General features: G+C 72.5%; 14 protein-coding genes. 7 read left to right on the forward strand and 7 right to left on the reverse strand.

Annotated elements, in window-relative coordinates; all coding sequences use genetic code 11:
- Positions 1-5: 5 nt before the first annotated feature.
- Together ABZO29_RS26210 and ABZO29_RS26215 are read right to left on the reverse strand one after the other, a co-directional pair.
- Positions 6-497, reverse strand: coding sequence for a CBS domain-containing protein (locus ABZO29_RS26210; RefSeq protein WP_367322629.1), 492 nt, complete (start codon positions 495-497; stop codon positions 6-8).
- A 257-nt stretch (positions 498-754) separates the two neighbouring features.
- Positions 755-1,288 carry a TerD family protein gene (locus ABZO29_RS26215; protein ID WP_367322630.1) on the reverse strand — a complete coding sequence of 178 codons (534 nt, stop codon included), beginning with the start codon at positions 1,286-1,288 and terminating at the stop codon, positions 755-757.
- A gap of 182 nt (positions 1,289-1,470) precedes the next feature.
- Between ABZO29_RS26215 and ABZO29_RS26220 the strand changes: the two genes are divergently transcribed.
- From ABZO29_RS26220 to ABZO29_RS26230, 3 genes are all read left to right on the forward strand, one after another.
- Positions 1,471-1,818 carry a hypothetical protein gene (locus ABZO29_RS26220; protein WP_367322631.1) on the forward strand — a complete coding sequence of 116 codons (348 nt, stop codon included), beginning with the start codon at positions 1,471-1,473 and terminating at the stop codon, positions 1,816-1,818.
- Positions 1,819-1,982: 164 nt separating this feature from the next.
- Positions 1,983-2,864, forward strand: a complete 882-nt coding sequence (locus ABZO29_RS26225) for a MurR/RpiR family transcriptional regulator (RefSeq protein ID WP_367322632.1) — start codon at positions 1,983-1,985, stop codon at positions 2,862-2,864.
- Between the two features lie 98 nt (positions 2,865-2,962).
- The gene (locus tag ABZO29_RS26230) at positions 2,963-3,547 is read left to right on the forward strand and encodes a hypothetical protein (RefSeq protein WP_367322633.1); all 585 of its coding nucleotides are present in this window, start codon (positions 2,963-2,965) and stop codon (positions 3,545-3,547) included.
- A gap of 19 nt (positions 3,548-3,566) precedes the next feature.
- Here ABZO29_RS26230 and ABZO29_RS26235 read toward each other — a convergent pair whose 3' ends face one another.
- From ABZO29_RS26235 to ABZO29_RS26255, 5 genes are all read right to left on the reverse strand, one after another.
- Positions 3,567-3,941, reverse strand: coding sequence for a hypothetical protein (locus ABZO29_RS26235; RefSeq protein WP_367322634.1), 375 nt, complete (start codon positions 3,939-3,941; stop codon positions 3,567-3,569).
- Positions 3,942-3,961: 20 nt separating this feature from the next.
- Complete coding sequence (locus ABZO29_RS26240) at positions 3,962-4,447, reverse strand: roadblock/LC7 domain-containing protein (protein WP_367322635.1); 486 nt, start codon at positions 4,445-4,447, stop codon at positions 3,962-3,964.
- 34 nt (positions 4,448-4,481) lie between these two features.
- A complete protein-coding gene (locus ABZO29_RS26245) occupies positions 4,482-5,306 on the reverse strand; it encodes a transcriptional regulator (protein ID WP_367322636.1) in 825 nt (274 codons plus the stop codon).
- Positions 5,303-5,695 (reverse strand): hypothetical protein, encoded by a 393-nt coding sequence (locus ABZO29_RS26250; protein ID WP_367322637.1) that lies wholly within the window; start codon positions 5,693-5,695, stop codon positions 5,303-5,305. Before ABZO29_RS26250 ends, ABZO29_RS26245 begins: the two co-directional genes overlap by 4 nt.
- A 171-nt stretch (positions 5,696-5,866) precedes the next feature.
- Positions 5,867-7,222: a diaminopimelate decarboxylase gene (locus tag ABZO29_RS26255; RefSeq protein WP_367322638.1), complete on the reverse strand. Its 1,356-nt coding sequence runs from the start codon at positions 7,220-7,222 to the stop codon at positions 5,867-5,869.
- 182 nt (positions 7,223-7,404) lie between these two features.
- Here ABZO29_RS26255 and hutU point away from each other — a divergent pair, with 182 nt between their 5' ends.
- From hutU to hutI, 4 genes are all read left to right on the forward strand, one after another.
- Complete coding sequence (gene hutU / locus ABZO29_RS26260) at positions 7,405-9,123, forward strand: urocanate hydratase (protein ID WP_367322639.1); 1,719 nt, start codon at positions 7,405-7,407, stop codon at positions 9,121-9,123.
- A gap of 179 nt (positions 9,124-9,302) precedes the next feature.
- Entirely contained in the window at positions 9,303-10,577 is a 1,275-nt protein-coding gene (locus tag ABZO29_RS26265) for an allantoate amidohydrolase (protein ID WP_367322640.1), read from the forward strand.
- Positions 10,574-11,908: a formimidoylglutamate deiminase gene (locus ABZO29_RS26270; RefSeq protein WP_367322641.1), complete on the forward strand. Its 1,335-nt coding sequence runs from the start codon at positions 10,574-10,576 to the stop codon at positions 11,906-11,908. Before ABZO29_RS26265 ends, ABZO29_RS26270 begins: the two co-directional genes overlap by 4 nt.
- A 35-nt stretch (positions 11,909-11,943) precedes the next feature.
- On the forward strand, positions 11,944-13,116 hold the full coding sequence (gene hutI, locus ABZO29_RS26275; RefSeq protein WP_367322642.1) for an imidazolonepropionase: 1,173 nt from the start codon (positions 11,944-11,946) through the stop codon (positions 13,114-13,116).

Raw genomic sequence — 13,116 nt, forward strand, 5'->3', positions numbered from 1 at the left:
TGCCCTCAGGGGGTGTTCGGTGCGCCCGCTGCCCCGAGGAGCTCGTGCAGAAGATGGGACGCGGTGATCACGCCCAGCAGGTGGGTGCCCTCTTCCGTATGCCTGCCCTTCGCCCGTTCGGCCACGGCCACCAGCGGGCTGCGCACTCGCGCCATCAGCGCGGCCACCTCCAGGGCGGTGTCGTCCGGATCGGCGATCGGGGGCGCGGCCGCCTCGCGGGGCAGACACTCCCCGACGCGTCGGCCCGCCAGGGCCTGGCAGAGCCGGTCGGCGTGCTTCTCGTCGACGACGGCGGCGAGCGTCGGGTCCTCGATCACGTAGGCCGGCACCAGCGCCTTGACCATCTGGGAGGCCGGGAGAATCGCCTTCGGCTCACCCCACTCGTCCACCACGAGCAGGCCCGGCAGCCTGTGCTCGGCCATCAGCCGGGCCGCCTCCACGGCGTCGCTGTCGACGCTCACCGTTTCGTACTCGACGGCCAGGTCACGGGCGCGCATGGCGGGCTCCTCGTCTGCTGGAAAGGTTTCCTGTACTCACCGTCTTACGTCATCGGCGAGCGGGCCAGGTCATTGACGTGAAACATACGCGGCGACGCCGGAGGAACCATCGCGTGGGGGAGCACAGCCCACTGCCTCTCCGGAGCGAGGTAAGGCGTCCACGGCCCGACGCCGCGCACGCGTCGGCGTCTGACCTGCCTGTCGCGACGAGGTCGATCCGGCTCCCTGCCCGTGGGGCCCTCCCCGGGACACGACCGTCAGGACTGTGGTGCGGCGCCCATCTCCGTACTGAAGACGACCGGGTCGCTGTCGAAGCCCCGGACCATCTCCTGGAACTCCCACGCTCCGGAACGGTCCCTGGTGAACTCCGCGACGGTCCCTGCGGTGGACCCGGCGATCTGTGCGAAGTCGTCCTTCAGCAACTCCGTGTACCCGTCGACGACCAGGACTCCTGCGTTCGATATGTCGGCGAAGGTCTTGAGACCGGCGTTCTGGTGGATCGCCACGCCCACGACCACCCGTGCGAAGGAGGGCGCGAGGCGGTCGAGTTCGAGGGTCATCGCCTCGACGTAGCCGAAGCCCTGACCGGTCTGGCTGTGCCGGCTCATGTTGATGGTGCCGTCCGGCGAGCGACTGTCGTAGTGGACGATGTACACAGGCCGCCCGAAGGGGGCGTCCGCCGAGTAGGTCGCGGCGATGATGTCGAGATGATGAGGTGGCTGGTGCAAGGGACTCGGGTCCCACTTGAGCCGCACCTCGACCTTCCCCAGCCCCTTGCTGCCGCTGCTCACCGGATCGCTGCCTCTCCCGCCGTTCAGATCACGGGATGATCCCCGCATGTGAAGTATGGCTGGGAACCAGGTTGTTGAAGCCTGCAGGACTCCAAATCGGTTCTCGGCAGGGCTGGTCCACAGGCTGCGGCCGGCCGGCTGACCGTGCCCCAATGGCGTAGGGGAACGGAAGGGAAGGCGCGGTGGCCGAGGCGAAGCCGGTGACGTGGAGTGAGACGGCCCGGGTTCTGGCGTGGTGCTCGGCGGTGTGCGGTGCCACCTGGGCCGTACTCGCCCTGTCGGGGGAGCGGCAACTGCCGGTCGCCGCACCGGTGATGATGCTCCTGGCCCGGTGGTTCTGCGCCAGGCACCGTCGTCGCTGGGGCGCCGGCGCGACGGCTGCGCTCAGCGGTGCCGCGGCGGCCTTCATCCTCGTCGACGGTCTCCGTCCGCACATGGACAGACTGGTGGCCGACACCCTGGCCACCGAAGCGGGCGCTGCGGTCGCGCTCGTCGTTGTCACCGCCTGCAGCCGTATACGGGGGACCTGACACGAGCCACGGGGGGAAAGCCCCACACGGCCCGCCCCGGCGGCGATCCCTGTTGATCAAACGGCGAGAGCGCCGGGGCGGAGTGGCGGCTCTTGCCCGTCTGCATAACCTCATGCAGAGTTCTTGATGAGTGAATAAGAGAGGCATCCGGAGGGGACTGCGTGATGAGCGCGGACGAGAGCGTTGGTGTGGCGGACACGGACAACGGTGTGACGGACAGCCCGGCCGCCCGGCTGCAGGCGCTGTTCGAGGGCCACCGGCTGACGCCGACCCAGCGGCGCATCGCGCACAGCATGGTGCGGCGCGCCCCCGACGTGCCGTTCCTGTCCAGCGTGGAGCTGGCCGAGCTGGCCGGGGTCAGCCAGCCCTCCGTGACCCGGTTCGCGGTCGCCCTCGGCTTCGACGGCTACCCGGCACTGCGCAAACACCTGCGCGAGGTCGCGCCCGCCGAACCGACCGCCGCTCCCGGCTCGTTCAACGAGTACCAGCAGGCCGTCGAGGCCGAGATCGAGAACCTGAGGCACCTGGCGGAACTGCTGGCCGACCCCCGGCCGGTGCGGCGCGCGGGCCGGATCCTCGCCGCCTCGCGTCCCCTGCCCGTCCTGGGCCTGCGCGCCGCGGCCTCCCAGGCGTACGGCTTCGCGTACTTCGCCGCCAAGGTCCACCCGGACGTACGACTGCTGCACGAGGGCGGCACGATGATCCACGACCGGATCGACGCCGCCGTACGGGCCGGCGCCTCGGCCCTGCTGTGCTTCGCGCTGCCGCGGCATCCGCGCGAGGTCGTGGACGCCCTCGCCTACGCCAAGGAGGCCGGGCTGACCGTGGTGACGGTCGCGGACTCCGCCTTCGCGCCGGTCGCCAAGGTCTCCGACCTGCTGCTGCCGGCCGCCGTCGGCACCGGGCTCGCCTTCGACACCGCCTGCGCCCCGATGCTGCTCGGCCGGGTCCTGCTCGAGGCGATGTGCGACGACCTGCCCGAGGCGCAGGCGCGGCTGGAGGAGTTCGACGCGAAGGCGGCGGCGCGGGGGCTGTTCGTGGAGTGATCCCCGCCGGACCTTCTCAGACTCGTCTCACCTTCGCTCGCTAGCCTTCCGGCCCGACGGAAACGAACGGACAGTGCGGGACGACGAGGAGGCGGAACGTGGCACGCGGAGGTCAGGGACTGGCCCGGGTGGCCGTCGTCGTACGGGCCGGAGCGGCGCCGATGTGGTGGCTCGGCCTGTTCGCGGCAGGTGTCGGAGTGCTGGTGCCGGGCATCACCGGCCGGCGGATCGGGGTGCTGGCCGGGGCGGCGCTGTTCATCGTCGCGTCGGCCGTCGTGTCGTACGCGCGCCGCAGGAGGTACTCCGCCCTCGCCCGATCGGCCGCCCGCGCCGGCAAGCACGACGTGCTCCAGGACCGCGCCGTGACCGTCCGCACCTGGCGCCGCGGCCACCGCTGGTGGCTGTTGCTCGCGTTCGCGGCCGCGCTTGGCAGCGCGTTCGCCGTCCCCGCGGCCGGCGGGATGCTGCTGGCCGGATGCGGGGCCGGGCTGCGGCTGAAGGCCGCCTGGCTCGGGCGACGCGAGCGGGCCGAGGACGCGCTGCTGTGGGTGCGCGTCGACTGGCTCGGCGGACGCGGCGGTCACCCGGTGGGCAAGGCGGTCAAGGCCTACCGCAGCACGGGCATCGCGGCGGGCGACGCGGCCCCCGGTGGGGCGCGCCGCCGCACCGCGGCACTCGTGTAGCCGGTCCTTCGGCCCGGCGTCAGACCTCGAGGTCCTCCTCGATCTTCTTCAGCTGGTGCCGGGCCATGGCCAGATTGGCGCGGGCCGCGTCCAGCACCAGGTAGAGGAAGAGGCCGTTGCCGCCACGGCCCTTGAGCAGCCGGATCAGGTGGTACTGGCCGGACAGGGTGATCAGGATGTCCTCGATCTCGCCCTTCAGGCCCAGATGCTCCATGGTGCGCATCTTGGCGCGCACCACGTCGGTGTTGCCGGCGGCGGCGACGTTCAGGTCGAAGCTCTTGCTGCCGCCCATCGTGCCCAGCGCCATACCGCTGGTGTAGTCGACGAGCGCGGCTCCGGTGGCGCCCTCGATCGAGGCGAGCGCTTCCTTCAGGGCGGTTTCGGTATTGGCCATGGGTGTTCCCTCGTTTCCTCTCAACTTTCCGTGGTGCGCGCGTTGGTGGCAGTGGTGCGTGAGGTGCGCGCGGCTCTGGTCCGTGCGGTGGTGGTCTTGACGGGAGCCTTCTCGGCTGCGTCGGCGCGGGCGGCGATCTCCGCGTCGACGAGCTCCCCGATGCGGGTGCCGGCCCGGCGGCCCTCCAGGTGCAGGCGGCCGACGTTGACGCGGTCCTCGGCGAGCAGCGTCAGGACGGCGGTGCGGCCCGCGGCGTACGTGGCGACGTACCCGTACGCGCCGCGCACGAGCAGCTCGCGGAATTCGCCGCGGCCGGTCGCGTCCGCCAGGCGAACGGCCACGCCGAGCGCCGCGGCGGTGAGCGCGGCCACGCCCTCCGGCTCCACACCGGGGGTGTCCTGGGCGAGGACGAGTCCGTCCACGCTGGCCGCGAGGGCGCCGGTGAGCTGCGGTACGCGGGTTCTGAGCCGGCGGAGTTCGTCGACTATCTGGGGCTCGGACGCCATGGGCTCTCCCCTCTCGGCGTGCGGTTGTTGCCGTTCAAAGGGCCTCCAGCGCATCCCTGAGCCTCTTCAGCAGGGTGATGTCGGGGTCGGTCACGTCGGGCAGGGGGCTGCGGGGGGCCGGAGCCGGGGCCGGGGGCGGGGCATGCGGGGAGACGAGGCCCGCCGCCGCCAGGCGCCGTACGTCCACCAGCGTGGGGAACGCCCTCCGGCCCAGCCGGCGCGCTATGTCCGCCGCCGTGCGCGCGCCGTCCACCAGGGCCAGCACCGCCTGCTGACGTGGCGGGACCGGTGGGGCGGCGACCGCGGCGGCCCGGGTCAGCGGGGCTCTGTCCGTGAGCGGGTCCGGCCAGATGCGCTGGAGCAGGGCGCGGCGGCGCAGCGTCTCGCGTTCCAGGGCGGCGACCGGCACCGGGTGGATGGGGCCGAGCCAGTGGGCCGTGCCGTAGCGGAAGCGGCCCGGGGTGCTGCTGGGGGCGAGTGCGAAGTATGCGGCGTCGTACAGCGCGCCCAGGTGGCACAGCTCCAGGGCGCCCTGGGCGAGGCGGTGGGTGTCGAGCAGGAGGCGGCCGGCGCCCAGCTGGTCACCGGCCCCGTCCGCCGCCGCCCGCCAGGTCTCCGCGTCGAGCGTGCCGTGGGCCGTGAGGAGTACGTCGAGGCCGGGGGCGAGGGGGCTCTCGGCGTGCACCACGCGGCCCTCGGCGAGGTAGAGCGTGCCGAGCTCGCGGATCAGGACGCCGGTGGCCCGCTCGGCCGCGAGCCGGGTCAGCATCGGCGAGAGACCGCCGTGGGTCCGCTCGTTGGCCGCCGTCTTGTTCCGCACCGGCAGCCGGGGCGGCGGGGTTGCCTCGACCACGATCATCCCAGCACCAGCCGTCCGGCCATGTCGCCCAGCCGTATGCGCGCCAGTGCGAGGTTGCCGTCCGTTCTGGACAGCCACAGGTGCAGGAACACGCTGCTGTCGAAGGACGTCGGCACGAACCGCAGCAGGTGGTAGCCGTCCCGGTTGCTGAGGATCAGATCCTCGACCGGTGGATCCGCCTCCACATTGCCGTCGGCCGGGGCGAACGCCCGCTGCTCGGCGGCCAGCCGCGCCAGTTCCGCGGCCTCGGCGGCCGCGGCCTCGTGGTCGCCGCCCGGGAACTCCCCGACCGTGCCCAGGGCCAGTCCGCTCGTCCAGTCGACCAGCGACGCGCCCAGGGCACCGGGCAGCCGCATGGCCTCCAATAGGCACTCGTCGATTCCGGGCACCGTCGCTCCCCTCCCGCCTCGGGGTTCGGCTGAGTGACAGTGAAACTACGCAACGTGTGCGCCGCGGGTGAGGGATCTGGCATTTTCCGGTGGAACATGCGTGAAGCGACTAGGGTGGGTCAACTGACTCCGTTTTCACTCCAGTTGATCACACATGCCCACCGGCGCGCGTCAACGGCGCTCGGCTGCGGGGAGGGTGGTGAGCGCGGCGGCGTGCGCCCCTCCTGACTCGGCGACGATCTCGTCCAGTGTCTGCGGCTCGCGCACCGGGGCGAAGGCGATGCCCCCGGCCCCGTCCGGCGCGAAGCCGTAAATGCCCGGCCGGGCCAGGGAGTTGTACCCGTAGTGGTGCGCGAAGTAGTACGCTCCGGTGTCCAGCGCCGCCGCGTAGTCGCCCTGCTCGAGCAGCGGCAGCGCGCGCCCCTCGGCGAGCAGGTCGCCCGCGAAGCAGGCGGGCCCGGCAACGTCCTGCACGACCGCGGGCCCCTCCTTCGGCCGCCCCTTCGCGTCGTACGCGGCGATCCTCAGCGGCCAGGAGCCCGGCGCGTACACCGTCCGCGTCGCGACCTGCACGCCCGCGTGCGTGACCGCGACCGGCCGCCCGCCCGAGCTCTTGGCGTACTCGACCCGCGCCACCACCGTCCCCTGCTTGGCCAGCAGCGACCGCCCGAACTCGGTGACCAGCCCGTACCGCCCGTCGAACAGCCCCGGCACCGCCTCGCTCAGCAATCGCGCGTACTGCGCGTACGTCGGCGTCGTCGCGTCCGAGGCGAAGTTCACCGGCAGCCCGCCGCCGATGTCGATCGTGTCGATCTGCCGCCGGCCTATCCGCCGGTTGATCTCCTCGGCGAGTGCGTAGGTCTCCGCGACGCCCTGCGCCATCATCGAGGGCGGAATGCCCTGGGAGCCGGTGTGCGCGTGCAGCCGGGTCAGCCAGGGCCGCTCGGCGTACGCCCGCACGACCCACTCGCGGGCCCCCTCGTCCAGCAGCGCCACCCCGAACTTCGAGGTCTCCGTGGCGGTGGACAGCGCCTGGATGGAACCGGCGCCGACCTGCGGATTCACCCGGATCCCGAGGGGCGAGCGGCTTGCGGCCGACCTCATCAGACCGTCGATGCGCTCCAGCTCCTGCGGGTTGTCCGCGTTCACGGCGATCCCCAGCGCCAGCGCCTCCCGCAACTCCGCCGGGGTCTTCGCGGGGGAGTCGAGCACGGTGAGGGCCGGCGGCACACCGGCCGCGCGCGCCAGCGCCAGCTCGCCAGGGCTCGCCACCTCCGCTCCGAGCCCCGCCTCGCGCAGCAGCCGCAGCACCGGCACCAGCGGCGTCGCCTTCACGGCGAAGGCGTGCAGCACGGGCGTGCCGGGTGCCGTGACCGCGTCGAACGCCGCTCGCAGATCCGCCGCGGCCTCCCGGATGCCGGTGACGTCGAGCAGCCCGACGATGGGGGTGCCCGGCCCGAGCAGGCCCTGCTCCACGGCGGCCCGTACCGCCCCGTCGCGCCTCGCCGCCCCGTCGATGCCGGTCACCTGAGTGTCCTTGCCGCTGTCCACCACGTCCCCCGTCGCTGTCGTCGCCCGCGCCGATTCGTCCCGTACATCCAGCCAAACATCCACAGCCCGCCCGCGCTGGCGCGCCGCTGTATTGACTAGTTCTATTCAGAGGGCAAGGATGTGAATAAGGGAAGGTACAGTCCGCTAGGAGGCAGACCATGTCAGGACCCCGCCCGCCCGTCTCCCGCCACCACCCTCGAACGAGGTCCTTCGGGCCGCCCCCTGGTGGTGTACGAGCGCCGCGCGGTACGGAACTGAGCGCCCTGGGATGGCAGCAGGAGGCCGCCCTGCGGATGCTGCAGAACAACCTCGACCCCGAGGTCGCCGAGCACCCGGACAAGCTCGTCGTCTACGGCGGCACCGGCAAGGCGGCCCGCGACTGGCGCTCCTTCGACGCCATGGTCCGCACGCTGAGGACGCTGAAGCAGGACGAGACGATGCTCGTCCAGTCCGGCCGCCCCGTCGGCGTCATGCAGACCCACGAGTGGGCCCCGCGCGTCCTCATCGCCAACTCCAACCTCGTCGGCGACTGGGCCAACTGGGAGGAGTTCCGCCGCCTGGAGCAGCTGGGCCTGACCATGTACGGCCAGATGACGGCCGGCTCCTGGATCTACATCGGCACCCAGGGCATCCTCCAGGGCACCTACGAGACCTTCGCCGCCGTCGCCGCGAAGAAGTTCGGCGGCACCCTCGCCGGCACGATCACCCTCACCGCCGGCCTCGGCGGCATGGGCGGCGCCCAGCCGCTCGCCGTGACCATGAACGACGGCGTCGCCCTCTGCATCGACTGCGACCCACGCGCGATCGAGCGCCGCATCGAGCACCGCTACCTGGACGTGAAGGCCGACTCCCTCGACCACGCCCTGCAGCTGGCGGTGGAGGCCCGCGACCAGCGCAAGCCGCTCTCCATCGGCGTCCTCGGCAACGCCGCCGAGCTCGTTCCACAGCTTCTCGCCATGGGCGCCCCCATCGACATCGTCACCGACCAGACCTCCGCCCACGACCCGCTGTCGTACCTGCCGCTCGGGATCGCCTTCGAGGACATGGCCGCGGCCGCCGCCAAGGATCCGGCCGGCTTCACCACCCGGGCCCGCGAGTCCATGGCCAAGCACGTCGAGGCGATGGTCGGCTTCCTGGACGCCGGCGCCGAGGTCTTCGACTACGGCAACTCCATCCGCGGCGAGGCCCAACTCGCCGGGTACGACCGGGCGTTCGCCTTCCCGGGCTTCGTCCCCGCCTACATCCGTCCGCTGTTCTGCGAGGGCAAGGGCCCCTTCCGCTGGGCGGCGCTGTCGGGCGACCCGGCCGACATCGCGAAGACCGACAAGGCGATCCTTGACCTCTTCCCCGAGAACGAGTCCCTCGCCCGCTGGATCAAGATGGCGGGGGAGCGGATCCACTTCCAGGGCCTACCCGCCCGGATCTGCTGGCTCGGTTACGGAGAGCGGGACAAGGCGGGCGAGCGCTTCAACGACATGGTGGCGAGCGGCGAACTGGCGGCTCCACTGGCCATCGGACGTGACCATCTGGACTGCGGTTCGGTGGCGTCCCCGTACCGCGAGACCGAGGCCATGCTCGACGGCTCCGACGCGATCGCCGACTGGCCGCTGCTGAACGCCATGGTGAATGTGGCGTCCGGCGCGTCCTGGGTCTCCATCCACCACGGAGGCGGCGTCGGCATGGGCCGGTCGATCCACGCCGGGCAGGTGACGGTGGCCGACGGCACGAAACTGGGCGGGGAGAAGATCCGCCGCGTGCTGACCAACGACCCGGGCATGGGCGTCATCCGTCACGTGGACGCCGGGTACGACATCGCGGAGTCGGTGGCGGACGAGCGGGGGGTCCGGGTTCCGATGCGTGAGGGTGACGACGCGTGACTGGGCACGAGGGTGGGCGCAGCGGTAACTCCCCGGTGGGGGCTGACGCCTCGTCGCCGGGCGCGGGCCCGGCTGTGCCCCCCCGCCCCCACTCTCGGCTCCGCTCGAGCGGCGGGACCCCCGTCGCCCTGCGGAACGACTGCCCACAGCCCGCGGCGACTGCGGCTTCCTTCCACCGGATGTGGCGCGAGCTGCACCCCATCGGCCGGCACGCCACCTCCGGCGGCTACCGCCGCTTCGCCTGGACGGCCGCCGACACCGAATGCCGGGCCTGGTTCGAGGACCAGGCGCGGACCCGCGGGCTGGCCTACGAAGTCGACCGCAACGGCAACCAGTGGGCCTGGCTCGGGGATCCCGCCGCCGGGGACGCCGTGGTCACCGGGTCCCATCTGGACTCCGTGCCCGACGGCGGGGCCTTCGACGGGCCCCTCGGGGTCGTGTCGTCCTTCGCCGCGCTCGACGAACTGCGGGCGCGGCAGGTGACGTTCACCAAGCCCCTCGCCGTCGTCAACTTCGGCGACGAGGAGGGCGCCCGGTTCGGGCTCGCCTGCGTCGGGTCGCGGCTCACCGCCGGGCAGCTCACCGTCGAGCAGGCTCACCGGCTGACCGACGGCGACGGGGTCACCCTGCCCCGGGCGATGGAGGCCGCCGGATACGACCCCGACGCCATCGGGCCCGACCGGGAGCGGCTCGCCCGCATCGGCGCCTTCGTCGAACTGCACGTGGAGCAGGGCCGTGCCCTCGATCTCAGCGGCGACCGCATCGGTATCGCCAGCGCCATCTGGCCGCACGGGCGGTGGCGGTTCGACTTCCGCGGCGAGGCCAACCACGCCGGCACCACACGGCTCGCGGACCGGCGCGACCCGATGCTGTCCTACGCCGAGACCGTCCTCGCCGCCCGGCGGGAGGCGCAACTCGCGGGCGCGGTCGCCACCTTCGGCAAGATCGCCGTCGAGCCGAACGGCGTCAACGCCATCCCCTCCCTGGTCCGCGGTTGGCTCGACTCCCGCGCCGCCGACCAGGAGACCCTTGGCACCGTGGTCGACGGCGTCGAGAAGGCGGCGCGCGCGTACGCGCGGGAGCACGGCGTCGACCTCGATGTCGTCCGCGAGTCATTCACCCCCGTCGTCGAGTTCGACCACGCCCTGCGCGACGAACTCGCCCGCATCCTGGGCAAGGACAGCGGCAAGCACGGCGGCAAGGACAGCGGCAGGGACGGCGGCAGGGACGCCGGCCAGGGCAGCGGCGTGGACACCGGTCTCAGAGTCCCCGTCCTGGGTACCGGTGCCGGACACGACGCCGGGATCCTGTCCGGAAGCATCCCGACCGCCATGCTGTTCGTGCGCAACCCCACCGGGGTCTCGCACTCCCCGGCCGAGTTCGCCGCCGAGGACGACTGTGTGGCCGGGGTCCTCGCACTCGCCGACGTACTGGAAGGGCTGGCCTGCACGTGACGCGGACGTACTGGCTGGAGCACGCCTGGCTCGGCACCCACGTCGAGCCGGGCGTCGCCGTCGAGGTCGCGGACGGACGTGTCGCCGCCGTCCGCACGGACACGCCCACCCCGCCCCCCGGCGCCGAGATCCTCCGCGGACTGACGCTGCCGGGGCTGGCGAACGCCCACTCGCACGCCTTCCACCGCGCCCTGCGCGGCACCGTCCAGGTCGGCTCGGGCACCTTCTGGACCTGGCGCGAGGTCATGTACTCGGTCGCCGACAAGCTGACCCCGGAGACCTACCACGCGCTCGCCCGCGCGGTGTACGCGGAGATGGCCCTCGCCGGGATCAGCTGCGTCGGTGAGTTCCACTACCTCCACCACGCCCCGGGCGGCACCCCTTACGCCGACCCCAACGCCATGGGCGAGGCCCTCCTTTCGGCAGCCGCCGACGCCGGTATCCGTATCACCCTCCTCGACACCGCGTATCTCTCCTCCGGCTTCGGACAGCCGCCCAACACCCATCAGCTCCGCTTCTCCGACGGGAGCGCCGAGGCCTGGGCCGAACGCTGTTCAGTTCTCAAGGAACGGGATCACGCGCGGATCGGGGCGGCCATCCACTCCGTGCGGGCCGTGCCCGCGAAGCAGCTGGCGACCGTCGCACACTGGGCCGAGGAGCGGCGGGCCCCGCTCCATGTGCACCTGTCCGAGCAGACCGCCGAGAACGACGCCTGCCGGGAGGCCCACGGGTGCACGCCCACGCAGCTTCTCGCCGAGCACGGGGTCCTGGGCCGCCGCACCACCGGCGTCCACAACACGCACCTCACCGACGAGGACATCGCGCTGATCGGCGGCACCGGCACGGGCACCTGCATGTGCCCGACGACCGAGCGCGACCTCGCGGACGGCATCGGACCGGCCGCCGCCCTCCAGCGGGCCGGCTCCCCGCTCTCCCTCGGCTCCGACAGCCACGCCGTGATCGACCTGCTGGAGGAGGCGCGCGCGATGGAGCTCGACGAACGCCTGCGCACCCGCAGCCGCGGTCACTGGACGGCCGCGGCCCTGCTGCGGGCCGCCTCCGCCGACGGCCACACGGCCCTCGGCTGGCAGGACGCGGGCACCATCGAGCAGGGCGCGCTCGCCGACCTCACGACGATCGCGCTCGACTCGGTCAGAACGGCCGGGCCACTGCCCGGGCTCGGCGCCGAGACGGCCGTATTCGCCGCGACAGCAGCGGACGTACGGCACACGATCGTAGGAGGCCGGCACGTCGTACGCGACGGGGCGCACACGCTCCTGCCGGATGTGCCACAGGCCCTCGCGCAGGCAGTCGAAGCCCTGCGCGCCTGACCACCGCCCCCCGCCAGGCCACGGACAAGGACGCCATGAGCAGCACCGTCATCACCAACATCGCCACGCTGGTCACCAACGACCCCTCCCTCGGTGACGGCTCTCCCCTCGGTCTGGTCCAGGACGCGGCCGTCGTCATCGACAACGACCGCGTCGTGTGGACCGGTGAATCCAGGAAAGCACCCGCCACTGACAATCGGGTCGACGCCGACGGCCGGGCGGCCCTCCCGGGCTTCGTCGACTCCCACTCCCACCTGCTGTTCGCGGGCGACCGGACGCAGGAGTTCAACGCCCGCATGTCCGGTCTGGCCTACAGCGCGGGCGGCATCCGTACGACGGTCGCGGCGACGCGGGCCGCGACCGACGCCGACCTGGAGGCGAACCTCACCCGATACCTCACCGAGGCCCTCCTCCAGGGCACCACCACCTTCGAGACGAAGTCCGGCTACGGCCTGACCGTCGAGGACGAGTCCCGCGCCCTGCGCATCGCCGCCGCCCACACCGACGAGGTCACCTACCTGGGCGCCCACATCGTGCCGCCCGACCACGCCGAGGACCCGGCCGCGTACGTCGCCCTCGTCACCGGCGAGATGCTCGACGCCTGCGCCCCGTACGCCCGTTGGATCGACGTCTTCTGCGAGAAGGGCGCCTTCGACGGCGACCAGGCCCGCGCGATCCTCACCGCGGGCCGGGAGAGGGGCCTGCAACCGCGCATCCACGCCAACCAGCTGTCGTACGGCCCGGGGGTGCAACTGGCGGTCGAACTGGACGCGGCCAGCGCCGACCACTGCACCCACCTCACCGACACCGACGTGGACGCCCTCGCGAACAGCCGTACCGTCGCGACCCTCCTGCCCGGCGCCGAGTTCTCCACCCGCGCCGAGTGGCCGAACGCCCGCCGCCTCCTCGACTCGGGCGTCACGGTCGCCCTCTCCACGGACTGCAACCCGGGCTCGTCCTTCACCTCGTCCATGCCCTTCTGCATCGCGCTCGCCGTACGGGACATGAGAATGACCCCCGACGAGGCCGTCTGGTCGGCGACGGCAGGCGGAGCCGCCGCCCTCCGCCGCCGCGACGTCGGCCGCATCGAACCCGGCGCCTACGCCGACCTGATGCTCCTGGACGCCCCGAGCCACGTCCACCTGGCCTACCGACCGGGCGTCCCGCTGGTGTCGGGGGTGTGGCGGAGGGGCGTACGGGTCGTCTGA

The organism is Streptomyces sp. HUAS ZL42 (assembly GCF_040782645.1).
GTDB lineage: Bacteria > Actinomycetota > Actinomycetes > Streptomycetales > Streptomycetaceae > Streptomyces.